A 16,348-nucleotide genomic window follows, 5' to 3' on the forward strand; every position below is an offset into this window, starting at 1 on the left:
ATACCGCTCCCTGAACGACGGCGCCTGCGGGCGCCGTTTTCGTTGTAAACAAGCGCAAATGAGGACGCAGAGGTGCCGGGACCGGATCGGCCCCGTCCCCGGCATGCCGCTGACGATCCGGCGGCTCCGTCGTACATGTCGCCCGAGCCTGTTCGTGCCGGCGGAGCCTTCACCGCCCGTTCCTATTCCACCGTGATCGGCAGGTCGCGCCCTTCCAGCGCCACCTGTCCCGCGAAATCCGCCGCGTAGATGCGCAGCACGTAGTCGCCCGGTTCCAGGCTGTCTACTTTCCAGCTGCCGGGCAGCGCGACGCCATCCTGCAGCGTGTTGTTGACGGCATAGGCGAACACCGTGGCCTTGCTGCCGTAGACCGTGATGCCGCTGTTTTCCGCGTACAGCAGCTTCACCGCTTCGCGCTCGCGCGGCAGGCGGTCGTAGGTTTGCGTGATGCGCGGCGCCTCGAACCCGGCGACCGGGCTGCCGTCCGCATGCAGCAGCTGGTAGCCCAATTTGTACAGGCCGAGGCGGCGCCGCGCCAGGTTGCCGTCCATCCGGTCGTAGGTGGCGGCCACGATCGTGAGGTCGCCGAGCGCGCGCGCCACGTGCAGGCGCTTGCCCCTTTTGCCAGGCAGGCGCTGGCCGCCGGCGTCGTACAGCGCGATGCTCTGGATGCGGGGCGGCACCGTGTCGCGCAGGCCGACGAACGGCAGCGCCAGCGCGTTGACGGCGCGGCCGCCGGGGTAGTACTCCATGTGCACGTGCGCCATCGGATTGATCGTGCCGAGCGCGTCGCCGACGGCAAAGCGCGTGCCGCGCCGCACGCGTACGCGTTCCGGCTTGCCGTTCGCGCCGGCCAGCACCTGGAAGCGCGGGTCGAGCGCATTGCCCTTGGCGTCGCGGCCCACGCGCATGTGGATGTACGACAGCGGCCCGATGCTCATACCTTCGCCCAGCTGGCCGAACGCCCAGTTGGGATCAGGGTCGCCGACCGTCGCCGGCAGGACCGCCAGCACGCGCGCGCCCACGTCGGCGCGGATGTCCAGGCCCGCATGGAAGTGGTCGCGGTTCTCGCCGTCGTAGCTGCCGCGCACCTCGCCCAGCACGCCGACCACTTCGTGCGGTTCCCGTTGCGGGGCCACGGGCCAGGGCATGGATGCCACCGCGGGCAGCGCCGGTTTCGCGTACACGGGCGGCGCGCCCGGCCGGGGAGGCGCCAGCACGAACACCTGCTGCGCCTGGCCGTCCGCCACCAGCAGCGCACCGTCGCGCCTGACCGCGATGCCGCGCGGCGCGTACAGCCGCACGCTGCCGTCGCTGGCGTAGCTCGTGCCCGGCGGATGGTCGGCATCCGCCAGCGCGTGATACTGCCCGGCCGGGTCGAACTGGAGGATGCGTCCGCCCGCGCCGCTCGCGTACAGATAGCCGTCGTGCGTCAGCGCCAGCGCGACGGGGCGCCGCAGCAGCGGACGCCGCTCGGCCTCGGGTGCGCGCGCCAGCGTCGTCACGGCGCCGGCCGTGTCGATGCGCCGGATCGCGTTGTTGCCGGTATCGGCGACGAACAGCACGCCGTGCTTGTCGACCGCGATGGCGCAGGGCGTATCGAATGCCGCCGCGACGCCGACGCCGTCCAGGTAGGCGGGCGTGCCGCTGCCGGCCACCGTCGTCACCGCGCCGTCCCTGGCGATGCGCCGGATGCGGTCGTTGTAGGTGTCGGCCACGTAGACGTTGCCGTCGCGGTCGACGGCCACGCCGACCGGCCCGTCGAAACCGGCGCCGCCGCCCGCCAGCGTGCTCACCCTGCCGTCGGGCGCCACCTTGCGGATCGCGTTGTTGCGGGTGTCGGCCACGTAGAGGTTGCCCAGGCGGTCGATGGCCAGCGCCGACGGCGTGTCGAACGCGGCGGCGGCGCCCAGGCCGTCCGCGAAGCCCGCGCGGCCGCCGGCGAAGGTCGTCATCCGGCCGTCGGGCGCAATGCGGCGGATGCAGCTGCAGTCGCCGCCGTCGGCCACGAACACGTTGCCGTGGGCGTCGACGACGGTGCCGAACGGATCGCCGAAGCGGCCCGCCAGCGGCATCACGCGTGCGCTCCACGCGGCCCTGGTCGGCGCGTCCGCGGGGCGCCAGAAGGGCCGTCCCGGCGTGGCGTCCTGGCGGGCGTTGAAGACGTACAGCGCCGTACCCCCGGCCAGCACGACGGCGCCCGCGAGCGCCGCGGCGAGAGGTTTGCGCTTCACTTACCGCATCAACTCGCCGATGATCTTGACCGGCGCATTCCCGTACCCCAGGAACTGGTCGTGGAACTGCTTGAGGTCGAAGCGGTCGCCCAGCTGCTGCTTGCGGCGTTCGCGCAGTTCCATGATGTCGCTGTAGCCGCTGAAATAGCTGGACAGCTGCACGGACGACAGCTGCGCGCGACGCCATTTTTCGGCCGCTTCCTGCGGGGTCTGGAAGGCCTGGCGCACCAGCAGGTCCATGGCCTGCTCGCGCGTCATGCCCAGCACGTGCACGCTGTAGTCGAGGATCGTGTTGGAGACGCTGCGCAGGTTCCACTTGCACCACATCAGCCACAGCTCCGGCGCGTTGTCGCCGTAGCCCGAATCCAGCATCATGCGCTCGCCGTACACGGCCCAGCCCTCGACCATCGCGCCGTTGCCGAACAGGGTTTTCACCAGCGAGGGCGAACGGTTGGCGTTCATCAGCTGCGTGTAGTGGCCCGGGATCGCCTCGTGGATGTTCAGGATTTGCAGCATCCAGTTGTTGTACTCGCGCAGGCTGCTTTCGGCCTGCTCGGGCGTGAGGCCGTCCAGCGGCGTCACGTTGTAATAGGTTTTATCCTTCGGACGGTACGGCCCCGGCGCATCGATGCTGGCGCCGGCGACGCCGCGCTGGTACAGCGGCGTCTCGCGCACGACGAGCGGCTTGCTCGGATCGATCGTCACGAGGTTGTTCTTGACGACCCAGTCCTGCAACTGCGGGATCTGGCGGCGGATCTCGGACAGGAAGTTCGCCGGCGTCGTGTGCTGCAGCGAGAGCTTGTCGATCACCATGCCGATCTTCTTGTAGCGGTCGGCCGGCTTGGCGGTGCCGGCACCCACGGTCTTGTCCCACAACTGGTCCGACAAAGCGTCCATGCGCGTAAGGAGTTCGTCGCGCGCGGCCAGCGCCTTGCGGTAGGTCTGTTCGCCCGTGTTGGACGACTGGATCTCGAAGGCGAACTTTTGTTCGTACAGGTCCTTCCCGATGCGGAACGAGCGGGCGCGCTGCATTTGCACCTGCGATTTATCGAGGTCCGTCAAAAAGTCGACCCAGCCCAGCACCGCCGTGCCGGCGTTCGCGATGCGCACGGCGAAGATCGCCTTTTCCTGCGGCGAGAGAATCGATTCCTGCGCGGCCTTGCCGAGGTCCGCCAGCACGACGAGCGTGCCCGGCGCCTGCTGGATCGCCAGTTGCGTGTGTTCGTGCGTCGGGTTGACGATGGACGCCTGCGCCGCCTGGTAATAGGCCGGCACGTCGGCCAGGCGTTTCAGGATCGTGCGCAGGCGCTGTGCCTTGGCCGCGTATTCCGTATTCAGGATCAGGTCGAAGGCCTGCGCCACGTTGTATTCGGCCGGGTTCCATTCGAACTCGCGGAACGTGGTCAGCTGCCAGCGGTCGTATTTGAGTTTGTTGAGGAGGACGGCGAGGTCGGTGCGCTGGTTCGGCGACAGCTTGTCGGCGTTCAGCTTGCCGAACTTGTCGAGCCATTCGTCGATGAAGGCGAGGCGCTTCGCGCGCGAGGCGGCGTCCGGAATCGTCAGCCTGGCGGCCGCATCGAACTTGCCGACGTAGATGCCGTCTTCCGGATCGATGCGCCACAGCGCGGTGAGGAATTGCATGGACAGCGAGTCCATGAAGCGGTCGTTGCGGTTCTGCGGCGCGGCGACGACGGATGGCGCGGTCTTGTTGCGCGCTTCGTTGTGGGAGCGCCCTTTGGCGGCGGGCGCCCTGGCCTTGCTCTTCGACGAGACCTTGGCCTTCGTGCTGTGTGGCGAGGCCTTGTGATGGGGTTTGGTGCGCGCACTCGCCGGCGCCAGCGCGACGCTGGTCAGCAGTACGGCAAGCGCGATTTTCGATTTCATCATGTTCGATCTGCCTGGTTGAATAAAGGGCCAGATGGCACGCATCACGCGGGACGCGCGCGGGGGCGCCAGATTAGCATCATTCGGCCTGCTTGCGGGTATCTGAAACAATCGGTCACGCCCGTGTCTTGACGCGAACCGCCGCCAACGCCCTCGCAACGGCGCTTATCGTCACCCGGACCGCCATTCGGCGGCCGACGGCGCGCGCGGGCCCGCGCCACCGGACAGCCCCGCCTGCAGCATGGCCAGCATGTCCGCCGGCGACATGCGCGCGGCCATGTCCGTGCCTTCCAGCAGGCTGTCGGCGAGGTCGCGCTTGTGGCGGTGCAGGTCGACGATGCCTTCCTCGATCGTGTGGCGTGCGACGAGCCGGTAGATCGTGACGGGCCGTTGCTGGCCCATGCGGTGCGCGCGGTCGCTCGCCTGGTCTTCCACCGCCGGATTCCACCACGGGTCCATGTGGATCACGTAGTCGGCCGCCGTCAGGTTGATGCCGACGCCGCCGGCCTTGAGCGAGATGAGGAATAAATCGCCGTCGCCGGCCTGGAACGCATCCACGCGGCGCTTGCGTTCCTGCATCGGGGTCGAGCCGTCGAGGTACTGGTAGCGGATGCCGCGTTCATCCAGATGCTTGCGGATCAGGGTGAGGTGGTCGACGAACTGGCTGAACACGAGCGCCTTGTGGCGGTTCTCCAGCAGTTCGTCGACGAGGCGCGCGAACGTTTCCAGCTTGCTGCTGCGGATGCCGCTGTCGGGCGCGACGAGCACCGGATTGCAGCACGCGCGGCGCAGCTTCATCATCTCGGCCAGGATCTGGATCTGTTTTTGCGACTGCGGCGTTTCCAGACTCGCGATGCGTTCCAGCGCTTCGCGCCGCAGCGATTCGTACAGCGCCATCTCTTCTTCCGAGAGCTGCACGGGCAGATTGACCTCGGTGCGCGGCGGCAGCTCGGACAGCACCTGCGCCTTGGTGCGGCGCAGGATGAACGGCTGCGTGAGGCGGCGCAGGCGCGTGCGTGCCGCCAGTTCCGCACGCTTGTCCGACGCCTTTTCGATGGGGCCGGCGAAGCGCAACTGAAACTGGTCGCTCGTCCCGAGCAGGCCCGGATTGATGAACCGGAACAGATTCCACAGCTCGCCCAGGTGATTCTCCAGCGGCGTGCCGGTGGCGACCATTTTGAAATCGCCTTGCAGGGCCATCACGGCCGCCGAGCGGCGCGTGTACGGGTTCTTGACGGCCTGCGCTTCGTCCAGCACGATCGTGTGCCAGCGGATGCCCTCGAACAGCGCGGACTCCAGTTGCAGCAGGCCGTAGCTGGCGACGATCACGTCGAACGGGCCCGCTTCCTTCAGCATCGCGGCGCGGTCGCCGGGGCCGAACAGGCGCACGTTCAGCGTGGGCGCGAAGCGCTCGGCTTCCGCCAGCCAGTTGGTCGCGACGGACGTCGGCGCCACCACGAGCGTCGGCCCGCCCGGTGCGCGCGCCAGGATCAGCGCGAGCGCCTGCAACGTCTTGCCGAGGCCCATATCGTCCGCGAGGCAGGCGCCGACGCCCCAGTGCGCGAGGCGGGACAGCCACTCGAAGCCTTCGATCTGGTAGTCGCGCAGTTCGGCCTGCAGGGTGCCGGGCAACTGCGGCTTGTATTCCGCATTCGCCTGCATGTGTTTCAGATGCGCGCGCCACGCCTTGTCGGCATCGACGCCGCCCGCGTCCTGGGCCATCTCTTCCAGCGCGAAGCTGGCGAGCGGATGGAAGCGCAGCGCGTCCTTGTCCGCATCGCTGTAGGCGGACAAATCCAGCAGGCGGCGGTGCAGTTCGTGCGTGAGCGCGAGGAACTGGTTGTCGCCGAGCGCGATGAAACGGTCCTCGCGCACGCGCGCGAGCAGCTCGCGCAAGTCCATCACCTTGTTCTCGTCGACCTGCACGTCGCCGTTGGCCGCGAACCAGTCCTTGTCGCGCCGGATCTGCAGGCGCACGGACTTCGACGTGATCTTCTTCGACACGCGGAACGATTCGCCCTCGGGCCACGCGACGAGGACCCGGGAGGCATCCAGTTCCTGCAGCTGGACGACCAGTTCCAGGCAGTGGATCGGCGCCGCGAGCAGCCACTCGCCGTGTTCCATCTCCGCCTGCTCCAGCGCGGGCAGGTCGGCCAGCAGCTGGCGCTCGGCCTCGCGTTCGCCATTGAGATCGCGGCGCGCTTCCGTGCGCACGCCCGCCAAGTCGGCGATCACGCTTTCCGCGCCGTCGCCCGGACGGAAGTACGGACCGGCAGCGGGCAGCGGCCGCACCATCACCTGGATGCGCAAGCCCTGCTGGTAAGGCAGCAGGTTGACGTGCAGGCGCGGGTCGGCCGCCACCTGCTCGATGTCCGCCGCGCTGCCGCCGATGTCCGACTGCACGGTGACGATGGAGGCGATGGCGCTGATCGCCTGCAGCACGCGCTTCTCCGCTTCGAGCGGCACTTCCAGTCCGTCGCCGACGATGGCGCCGATGCGGCGGTGCTCGTCTTTTACGCGCACGATGCGCAATCGCGTCGGCGTCTCCTTCGTGACGACGACGTCGCCCTGCTGCTCGCGCAAGGGCGGCACCAGCGAGATCCGGACCTTGCCGCCGCCGGCGCGCACGACCAGCTGCGGTTCGCCCGGCAGCAGTTCGATGCGCGTGCCCGGCGAATCCATCCAGAACAGCAGCGGGTGGCCGGCCAGCGCGGCCACGGCCTTGTCCAGGTCGAATTCATAGCGCGTGCCGGTGCCGCTGTAGTAGCGGAAGGCGCCGATGCTGGCGGCCACCTGCACGTCCTGCGCGGTGAGAAAGTCCAGCTCCGCCGCGTCTTCCGCGAGGCGCTTGAGGCCCAGCGGACGGCCGCGCGTCCAGCCGCCCTGCACGTCGCGTTTCTGTTCCCTCGGTTCGATGGCGCGCACGCCCAGGTGCGCGTCCCACGCGACCAGCCAGGCGAGGCGCGATTCCTTCACGACTTCCACGTTCACGGCCGGCTGCAGGTTGATGAGGGCGTTCAGCTGGCGCTCCCACGGCTGTTCGCGCTCGAACCACAGGGCGAGGTCGACGAAGCGGTGCTGCTGGCGCAGCGCGATCGCCTGCCGCTCGATGCCGATCATCCCCAATTGGCCCAGCACGGACGCGATCTGCGCCGCGATGAAATCGAAGCCCGCGGCCAGCGCCACCTCGAACTGCTGTTCCAGCATGGCACGCTTGTCGGCAAGTTGCGGCATGCCGAGCCACCAGTGCAGCAGGGCGCGGAACATCACCGGCTGCAAGCCGGTTTCCCAGTTGCGCGACGGGAGCACCTCGGCATCGACCGTGCCGCCGCGGATCTGGCGCAGCATCGACAATTGCTGGTACACGGCGGTGTCGTGGCTTTGCACGGCGCGCGTGGCGTTGTCCAGGTAGGCCTCGGCGGCCTTCGCGTGCTTCGGGTCGTCGCTGCGCAGCAGTGCCGTCACATACAGATGGCCGCCGATGCCCTCGAACACGGCTTTTCTCTTGCCCGTCTCGCGCCGGAGCAGCTTCAATGCCTTGTCGAAGCCGGCCAGCGCGGGTGCCGTGTCGCCCCGCAGCAGTTGCAGCACGCTGTGGTAGTACAGGGTCGCGGATTCGTCGAGGTCGACGAGCAGGCCGGCCGCGGCGTCGAGGCGGCCGCACAAAATGAAATGCTCGGCCAGTGCCGTGCGCAGCACCATCGACGCGCCGCCTTGCGCGACAAGGTCTTCCGCGTAGGCGCGGATCGCGGGCGCGCTCGCGGGTTCGCGCTGCACGTGGTTGACGAGGACGGCGAGCACGTCGTCGCGCACGAGGCCATTGATGCGCTCCATCAGGTCCGGCTCGAACGGCCGCGCGCAGATGTCGACGAGCGGATGCAGGTACGCCGCTTCGTGGCAGCGCAGGCAGGCGGCGAGCAGCGGTGCGATGGTCTTCGGGCCTTCGCCGGCCAGCAGCGCCATGCGCAGCAGCGCGACGCCCTGGCGGTAGCTGCGCAGCATGGGCGTGCCCTGCCAGTCGACGCGCAGCGGCGTCACCTGCTGGTAGACCTCGCGCAGTTCGTTGAACCGGCGCGCGCGCAGCACCCACTGGATGGCGGGCCAGGCGACATCGGCGTCGATCGTGTAGCCGCGCGACGGCAGTTCGCCGATCAGGCCATCGGCGCGCAGGCGTTCGAGCGCTTCGGCCACGTCGTCCTCGTTCGCGCTGGCCGCAAGCGGCGCCAGGTGGTCGTGGATGCGGCGCCGTCCCATCGGTTCGCCGGTCAGCGCCAGCAGCGCGAGGATCAGTTTCCGGCGCTCGTCGCAGGCCTCGACCACCGCGTGCAACACCTCACTCATGCAGGCAGGTTCTCGATCCCGATGGCCGGCAGGCTGGTCGGAACGGGAATGCCGAACACGCGCAGATAGAAATACAGCTCCGCTTCGAGCGTGCGCACGATGCTCTCGGCCTTGCGGAAGCCGTGGCCTTCGCCTTCCAGCGTGACGTAGGCGACCGGCACGCCGCGGGCGCGCAGGGCGCACACCATCACTTCCGATTGCGGCGGCGGCACGACCTTGTCGTCCAGGCCCTGGAAGAAGATCATCGGCCGGTGCAGCTTATCGGTATGGTTGATGGGCGAGCGCTCGGCGTAGACGCGGTCGGCGCTTTCCTTCGGCGCGATCAGGTATTCGTTGTAGTGCGATTCGAACTTGTGCGAGTCGGCGTCCAGGCCCTTCAGGTCGGACACGCCGTAATAGCTGGCGCCGGCCTTGAACACGTCGTGGAAGGCGAGGGCGCACAAGGTCGTCAGGCCGCCGGCGCTGCCGCCGCGGATCACGAGGCGCTCGCGGTCCACGAGGTCCTGGTCGGCCAGATACTGGGCGCCGGCCACGCAATCCTCGACGTCGATCACGCCCCACTGGCCCTTGAGCAGGTCGCGGTAGGCGCGGCCGAAGCCGGTGCTGCCGCCATAGTTCACGTCCAGCACGGCGACGCCGCGGCTGGTCCAGAACTGCGTGGCCAGTTTCAGGGTGCTGGACGCCATGCCGGTCGGACCGCCGTGGCCGATCACCATCAGCGGCGGCAGCTCGCCCGGCTGCGGCGCGTAGTCGCGGTTGGTGGGCGGATAGTAAAACGCGTACGACGTGCGTCCATCCTTGCTCGGGTAGCGGATGCTTTGCGGGACGGACAGGTAGCCCACGTCCGGCAACTGTTCGATCGAGCGCGCCGGCACGTCGCGCTGGCCGGTGGCCAGGTCGATGCAGGCGATTTCCGCCGCCAGCGTGGGCGCGCCGCCCAGCAGCGCCACGGTGTCGCCGGCCACGCGCAGCTCGCGGATTTCCTGGTAGGGCGTGTCGATGTCGGCCAGCCTGCCGCAGGCCGTGTCGATGCGCGCGAGGCGGCTGACGCCATGTTCGATGTACGTGCAGACGATTTCCGTGGCCGAGCGGAAGCCGTACATGCTGTTCCCGAAGGTCCAGTGCGGGCCGCCGAATTCGGCCGCGCGCGGGCACACGCCATGCACGACGCCGTGCTCGTAGCGGTACAGGTTCCACCAGCCGCTGCGGTCGGAGACGAAGTGCAGCGTTCCGTCCGGCGACCATTCCGGCTGGACGATGGCTTCCTCGGCGCCGCCCGCGACCAGCCGGCCGTCCAGCAGCGTGCCGTCGGCGCCGATCTCGGCCAGCCACAGTTCCGTCCCCTGCCACGGCATGCGCGGGTGGTCCCAGCTCAGCCAGGCGAGCTGCGTGCCGTCCGGCGAAATGCGCGGCGACGAATAGAAATCGTTGCCGTCGACGAGCACCGTCTGCGTGCCGTCGGCGCCGAGCGCGCACAGCGTGTTCTGCGGATAGGTGCCGCCCGCCGAATGGTCTTCGCGCACGCCGATCAGGCGAAGGTGGCAGCGGTCCAGCACGAAGTCGGCCCAGCGTTCGGCGCCACCGGCGCTCACCGGCTGCGGCGCGCCGCCCCCGATGCGGTCGATGCGGTAGACGCGGTTGTCGGCGAAGTTCGAGAACCAGATGTGGCTGTCCGCGACCAGCGTGGCGCCGCCGCCGTACTCGTGCACGCGGGTGCGCACGTTGAACGGGGCCGGCGTCAGTTCCTCGACCTGCCCGCCGCGGCTGCGCATCAGCGTGTTGCGGCCGCCCTCGCTGGCGCGGCCGGCCAGCCAGTAGACGTCGCCGCCATCGAGCAGCACCTGCGACAGCGGCGTGGCGCCGGCCGCGACGATGGCGGCGGTGATCGGGGAAGTCCAGGCGCCGCAGGGCGTGGCCTGTTTGCGGGTGGTGTCGGTCATGGTCGGTCCTGAAGATGGGGGACGGCAGCGGGAAGACAAGCATTATAAGTGCCCGCCGCGGCGAAGCATGTCCGGGAAGTCGCCTGCGCGCGCCAGGAATGCGATAATAAACGTTTGCCCTCGATTTCGACCGGATTGTCAGCCATGCCACAATTTGCCCCGCTCCAGAACGACACCTTCCTGCGTGCGCTGCTGCGCCAGCCGACGGACTACACGCCGGTGTGGTTGATGCGCCAGGCGGGGCGCTACCTGCCGGAGTACCGCGCCACGCGCGCGCGCGCCGGCTCGTTCCTGGGGCTGGCCAAGAATCCCGACTTCGCCACCGAAGTCACGCTGCAGCCGATCGACCGCTATCCGCTGGACGCGTCGATCCTGTTCTCGGACATCCTGACCGTGCCGGACGCGATGGGCCTGGGCCTGTATTTCGAGGATGGCGAAGGCCCGAAATTCGAGCGTACCGTCCGCACCGAAGCCGAAGTCGCCGCCCTGCGCGTGCCCGACATGGCGTCCCTGCAGTACGTGTTCGACGCCGTGACGTCGATCCGCACGGCGCTGAACGGCCGCGTGCCGCTGATCGGCTTTTCGGGCAGCCCCTGGACCCTGGCCTGCTACATGGTCGAAGGCGGCGGCTCGCGCGAATTCCACACGATCAAAAAGATGCTGTATGCGCGTCCGGACCTGATGCACCGCATCCTGGACATCAATGCGGAAGCCGTCGCGCAATACCTGAACGCCCAGATCGACGCGGGCGCGCAGGCCGTCATGATCTTCGATTCCTGGGGCGGCGCGCTCGCGGACGGCGCCTACCAGGCGTTCTCGCTCGCGTCCATGCGCAAGGTCGTCGCGCAACTCCAGCGCGAGAAAGACGGCGTGCGCATCCCGGCCATCGTGTTCACGAAGGGCGGCGGCCTGTGGCTGGACGAGATGGCCGACATCGGCGCGGACGCGCTGGGCGTGGACTGGACCGTCAACCTGGGCCGCGCGCGCGCCCAGGTCGGCGACCGCGTCGCCCTGCAGGGCAACCTCGATCCCGCCATCCTGTTCGCCGGTCCGGAGCAGATCCGCGCCGAGGTCGAAAAGGCGCTCGCCAGCTACGGCACCCCGTCCGCCGGCCACGGCCACGTATTCAATCTCGGCCACGGCATCTCGCAATTCACGCCGCCGGAGTCGGTGACGGCGATGGTCCACGCCGTGCACGATTTCAGCCGCCGCCAGCGCACCGCCTGACGTCCGCCGCGCTGCCGTCCTTTGCGCAGCGCGATAAGCGTGCAATCACACTTATTCACAATAATTTGCGCTGCGCCGGCGCGGACTGTAGAAATATACAGTGGCCGCCCGCATATGGTAAGTAATTGATTTTATTGGATTTAGTGCCGCCGTGAGGGCGTCGTGCCGGTGTGCTTCCCAGGGAGTGACCGGTTATCCACCGAAGCTGTCAGCCTATTGTTCACAAAGTTATGCACAGCTTCTGTGCATAATCCGGAAAAGTGCTTGGTTTACCGTGGTTTACGAGTTTTCTTCAAGTGTTGCATCAAGTTTTTGCTGCACTGCGCTCAAGTTTTTCACCGGAAAGGCGCAGTTATGCACAGAAGCGCTCAAGCGATGAGAAATTTCGTGTGCTCAAAGTCGAAAAAACTAAGTCATTGAATTTATAGGGTATTTTTAGGGATATACATAGAGATTTTCCTAACGTTTTGATCTAGCGTAAACCTTCTCCACGGTCAACTTTTCCATTTTCCACAAAGTTTTCCACAGTTCTCCACAGTTTCTCGACAAGGTCCCGGATTGTCCCACTGCATCCTGCAAATCGCGCTCGACACGCCGCTCGACAGCCTGTTCGACTACCGCTGGGCATGCGAACCCGGTAGCGAGCCGCAAGTCGGGCAATTGGCGCTCGTGAACTTCGGGCGGCGCGAGGCGGTCGGGCTGATCGTCGCCGTCAAGCACGAGACGGACGTCCCGGCCGACAAGCTCAAGGACGCCATCGCCGTGCGCAGCCAGCTTTCTCCGCTGCCTGAACGATGGATCGCGCTGGCGCGCTTCGCCGCCGCCTACTATCACCGGCCGCTGGGCGAGGTGGCGCTGCCGGGCCTGCCGAAAAACCTGCGCCTGTCGACGACGGTGGCGCTGGACCGCGCGCTCAAGAAGCTGGCCAAGCTGCCGGACGCGCATGACCCGATGCCGACCGACATGCCCGTGCTGAATGCGGCCCAGCGGCAGGCGGCGGATGCCATCGGCGGTGCGCTAGGCTTCAGTCCGATGCTGCTGTACGGCGTGACGGGCAGCGGCAAGACCGAGGTCTATCTGCAGGCCTGCGCCCAGGTGTTACACCGCGACGACGCTGCGCAGATCCTGATCCTGGTCCCCGAAATCAACCTGACGCCGCAGCTGGAAGCGAACATCCGCGCGCGCTTTCCCGGCGTGATGCTGGCGACGCTGCACAGCAGCCTGTCGGAAGGCGAACGCATGCTGCACTGGCTGGCCGCGCACACGGGCCGCGCGCGCATCGTGCTGGGCACGCGGTTGGCGATCCTGTCATCGCTGCCGAACCTGAAAATGATCGTCATCGACGAGGAACACGACCCGTCGTACAAGCAGCAGGAAGGCCTGCGTTATTCGGCGCGCGACCTGGCCGTATGGCGCGCGCGCCAACTGGACATTCCGATCGTGCTCGGGTCGGCCACGCCGTCGCTGGAAAGCTGGCACCACGCGCAGACGGGCCGCTACCGCAGGCTCGAACTGCGCGAGCGCGCCGTGCGCGATGCCGTGCTGCCGCGCGTAAAACTGATCGACATGGAGCGCGACAAGCCGAAGGAGGGCCTGACGCCGACGCTGATGCAGGCGCTGCGGCTGCGCATCGAACGGGGCGAGCAATCGCTGCTGTTCCTGAACCGGCGCGGCTACGCTCCCGTGCTGTGCTGCGAGGCCTGCGGCTGGATCAGCAACTGCACGCGCTGCACCGCATTCATGGTCCTGCACCGGCCGGAACGGCGCCTGCGCTGCCACCACTGCAGCCTGGAGACGCGCATCCCGCACGCGTGCCCGACCTGCGGCAACGTCGACCTGCAGCCGCTGGGCCGCGGCACCCAGCGCGTCGAGGAAGGCTTGCAGGCGCTGTTCCCGCAGGCGCGCATCCTGCGCATCGACGCCGATTCCACGCGCCGCAAGGGCAGCGCGCAGGAGGCGTTCGATACCGTGCACCGCGGCGACGTCGACATCCTGATCGGCACGCAGATGGTCGCCAAGGGCCACGATTTCAAACGGCTGACCCTCGTCGGCGTGCTGAATCCGGACACGGCGCTGTTCTCGCAGGATTACCGCGCCAGCGAGCGCCTGTTCGCGCAACTGATGCAGGTGGCGGGACGCGCCGGCCGGGCCGGACTGGAATCGGAAGTGCTGATCCAGTCGCGCTACTGCCAGCATCCGCTGTACGGCGCCGTGATGCGGCACGACTACGACCGCTTCGCCGGCAGCCTGCTGGAAGAACGCCACCAGGCCGCGCTGCCGCCGTACATGTACCAGGCGCTGCTGCGTGCCGAGGCGCCCGAGCTGGCGACCGCCATCGAATTCCTCGAGGCCGCGCGCGACGCGATGCCGTCGGACGCGGTCGTCATCAACGATCCGATCCCGATGACGATGACCCGCGTGCACAACGTCGACCGCGCGCAACTGCTGGTCGAATCGAATTCGCGGCCGGCGCTGCAGGCGTTCCTGACCGAGTGGGTGGAGGCGTTGCGGGCGCTGAAGTCGCGGGTGCGGTGGTCGCTCGAGGTCGATCCGCTGGATATTTGATTTCCCCCTCCCAAGCCGAGTTCCTGAAAACAGCGTATCGTCACGCTCGTGAACTTCCCGGAGGTGAGGATGAAGAAACTGAAGGTCGATGTCGCCATCATCGGCGCCGGCACGGCCGGCCTGGTCGCCTACCGCGCCGCCAGGGCGCAGGGTGCGCGTACGGTACTGATCGAGAGCGGCGTCTACGGCACCACGTGCGCGCGCGTGGGCTGCATGCCCAGCAAACTCCTGATCGCCGCCGCCGAGGCCGCGCACATGCTGCATCTCGCGCCGGGGTTCGGCGTGCATCCGGGCGCTGTCCGCATCGACGGCGTGGCCGTGATGGAACGCGTGCGGCGCGAGCGCGACCGCTTCGTCGGCTTCGTCGTCGACGGCGTCGATGCCATGCCGGACGAGGACAAGGTGCGCGGCCACGCCCGCTTCACCGATCCGCACACGCTGATGGTCGACGACCACACCGAGATCGACGCCTGTCGCATCGTGATCGCCACCGGCTCCAGCCCGACCCGCCTGCCGGCGCTGGACAATGTAGGGCCCGGCGTGATCACGAGCGACGACGTGTTTTACTGGAACGACCTGCCGCGTTCCGTGGCCGTGATCGGCACGGGCGTCATCGGCCTGGAAATCGGCCAGGCCCTGGCTCGCCTGGGCGTGCGCGTGCGCATGGTCGCGCGCGGCGGCAGCGTGGCGCAACTGTCCGACCCCGTCGTACTCAAGACCGCCGCGCGCGTGCTGTGCGAGGAACTCGACATCCACTTCCAGTCGCGCATCCTGCGCGCCGAGCAGGACGGCGACGACGTCGTGCTGACGACGGGCCGCCACGACGAAGCGCATACGGAACGTTTTCAATACGTGCTGCAGGCCGCCGGCCGTACGCCCAACGTGCACGACCTCGGCCTGGAAAACGCCGGCATCGCGCTGGACGGCAACGGCGTGCCGCTGTTCGACCCGCGCACCATGCAATGCGGGAACAGCCACATCTTCATCGCCGGCGACGCCAACCACGAGCGGCCCGTGCTGCCCGAGGCGGCCGACCACGGCAAGATCGCCGGCGACAACGCCGGCCGCTTCCCGGACATCCGTCCCGGCCTGCGCCGCACGCCGCTGACAGCCGCGTTCACGGAGCCGAACGTCGTCACCCTGGGCGCCAGCTACAAGACGCTGTGCGCGCCGGGTAGGTCGAAGTTCGCGGTGGGGCAGGTGTCGTTCGAGAACCAGGGCCGCAGCCGCGTGATGTTGCAGAACAAGGGCATGCTGCGCGTCTACGGCGAGTACCGCACGGGCCGCTTCCTGGGCGCCGAGATGATCGCCCCGCGCGGCGAACACATCGGCCACTTGCTGAGCTGGGCGGTGCAGTCGCGCATGACGGTCGACCAGATGCTGGAGATGCCGTTTTACCACCCCGTGATCGAGGAGGGCGTGCGCACGGCGCTGCGCGACCTCGCGGCCAATCTCGCGAAGGGAGAAAGCGACATCGATCCGGACGAGGTGGAACCCGGTACGTGATGCGTGGTTCAGTCGTAGCGTGGGCACCCCGTGCCCACCATTCCTAATTCAGCAGCGAGGCGTCCAGTTTTCCGTCCGCCGCCAGCTGCCGCACGACCTTGACGGTGTCGATGTCCGCTTCCTTGTACGCCGATTTCTTGAAGTCCTCGTACATCCGGCCGGTCTCGTCGGTGGCCGACGGATTGCCGTCGTCGTAGCGGAAGCGCACCACCAGCGCTTCCTGCGTCGGCGTCTCGATGCTCATGGTCAGCAGCGATTGGGCGATGTCGCCCTGCGCCGGCACTTCGTAGCGCACCTCGCGCAGCGGGGTCAGGATCACCTTGTCGTCGATGACGAGGTCGCCATAGCGCAGGCGGCGCGCGAAGCTGCCGCTGGTCCGTTCGCTGATCGTGCATTCGTCCAGGTGCGGCACGAACAGCTTCGGATCCTCGGCGCGCAGCACGAGGCCGCGCCACAGCTGTTCGCGGGTGATCGTGTCCATCAGCGGGTTGAGGGGATCGTTTATCTCAATCAGGTGTTCAAATTTCATTTTGATTAACTCGTGCAAACGGCGCCGGAGGCGCTGACAGGGCGATGGTAACGCATACCGTGTCCGGGGCGCGACATATCGGTCCATGCATTTGTAAAGGGTCGTTAAACCACGCGACATAT

General features: G+C 67.7%; 8 protein-coding genes. 3 read left to right on the plus strand and 5 right to left on the minus strand.

Annotation, left to right across the window (positions count from 1 at the left end; genetic code table 11):
- Positions 1 to 182 precede the first annotated feature (182 nt).
- The 4 genes from ASC93_RS04530 to ASC93_RS04545 all read right to left on the minus strand — a co-directional run bounded on the left by ASC93_RS04530 (position 183) and on the right by ASC93_RS04545 (position 10,399).
- Complete coding sequence (locus ASC93_RS04530; protein ID WP_056437745.1) at positions 183 to 2,234, minus strand: gluconolaconase; 2,052 nt, start codon at positions 2,232 to 2,234, stop codon at positions 183 to 185.
- Positions 2,235 to 4,121 carry a DUF885 domain-containing protein gene (locus ASC93_RS04535; protein ID WP_056437747.1) on the minus strand — a complete coding sequence of 629 codons (1,887 nt, stop codon included), beginning with the start codon at positions 4,119 to 4,121 and terminating at the stop codon, positions 2,235 to 2,237.
- Between the two features lie 168 nt (positions 4,122 to 4,289).
- A complete protein-coding gene (locus ASC93_RS04540) occupies positions 4,290 to 8,459 on the minus strand; it encodes a DEAD/DEAH box helicase (RefSeq protein ID WP_056437751.1) in 4,170 nt (1,389 codons plus the stop codon).
- Positions 8,456 to 10,399 (minus strand): S9 family peptidase, encoded by a 1,944-nt coding sequence (locus ASC93_RS04545; RefSeq protein ID WP_056437754.1) that lies wholly within the window; start codon positions 10,397 to 10,399, stop codon positions 8,456 to 8,458. Before ASC93_RS04545 ends, ASC93_RS04540 begins: the two co-directional genes overlap by 4 nt.
- Positions 10,400 to 10,543: 144 nt before the next feature.
- Here ASC93_RS04545 and hemE point away from each other — a divergent pair, with 144 nt between their 5' ends.
- The 3 genes from hemE to ASC93_RS04560 all read left to right on the plus strand — a co-directional run bounded on the left by hemE (position 10,544) and on the right by ASC93_RS04560 (position 15,697).
- Entirely contained in the window at positions 10,544 to 11,626 is a 1,083-nt protein-coding gene (gene hemE / locus ASC93_RS04550) for a uroporphyrinogen decarboxylase (RefSeq protein ID WP_056437758.1), read from the plus strand.
- A gap of 558 nt (positions 11,627 to 12,184) precedes the next feature.
- Entirely contained in the window at positions 12,185 to 14,191 is a 2,007-nt protein-coding gene (locus ASC93_RS04555; protein WP_056437760.1) for a primosomal protein N', read from the plus strand.
- A 69-nt stretch (positions 14,192 to 14,260) separates the two neighbouring features.
- Entirely contained in the window at positions 14,261 to 15,697 is a 1,437-nt protein-coding gene (locus ASC93_RS04560) for a dihydrolipoyl dehydrogenase (protein WP_056437763.1), read from the plus strand.
- Between the two features lie 43 nt (positions 15,698 to 15,740).
- Here the strand turns inward: ASC93_RS04560 and ASC93_RS04565 are convergent, their stop codons facing one another.
- Positions 15,741 to 16,226 carry an SRPBCC family protein gene (locus tag ASC93_RS04565; RefSeq protein ID WP_056437765.1) on the minus strand — a complete coding sequence of 162 codons (486 nt, stop codon included), beginning with the start codon at positions 16,224 to 16,226 and terminating at the stop codon, positions 15,741 to 15,743.
- Positions 16,227 to 16,348: the final 122 nt, after the last annotated feature.

The organism is Massilia sp. Root335 (assembly GCF_001425685.1).
GTDB lineage: Bacteria > Pseudomonadota > Gammaproteobacteria > Burkholderiales > Burkholderiaceae_D > Telluria > Telluria luteola.

Bases quoted from the DNA above. Each gene is read 5' to 3' on its own strand.
- ASC93_RS04560 (WP_056437763.1), top strand. From the start codon at position 14,261: ATGAAGAAACTGAAGGTCGATGTCGCCATCATCGGCGCCGGCACGGCC.
- hemE (WP_056437758.1), top strand. From the start codon at position 10,544: ATGCCACAATTTGCCCCGCTCCAGAACGACACCTTCCTGCGTGCGCTG.
- ASC93_RS04540 (WP_056437751.1), bottom strand. From the start codon at position 8,459: ATGAGTGAGGTGTTGCACGCGGTGGTCGAGGCCTGCGACGAGCGCCGG.
- ASC93_RS04535 (WP_056437747.1), bottom strand. From the start codon at position 4,121: ATGATGAAATCGAAAATCGCGCTTGCCGTACTGCTGACCAGCGTCGCG.
- ASC93_RS04545 (WP_056437754.1), bottom strand. From the start codon at position 10,399: ATGACCGACACCACCCGCAAACAGGCCACGCCCTGCGGCGCCTGGACT.
- ASC93_RS04565 (WP_056437765.1), bottom strand. From the start codon at position 16,226: ATGAAATTTGAACACCTGATTGAGATAAACGATCCCCTCAACCCGCTG.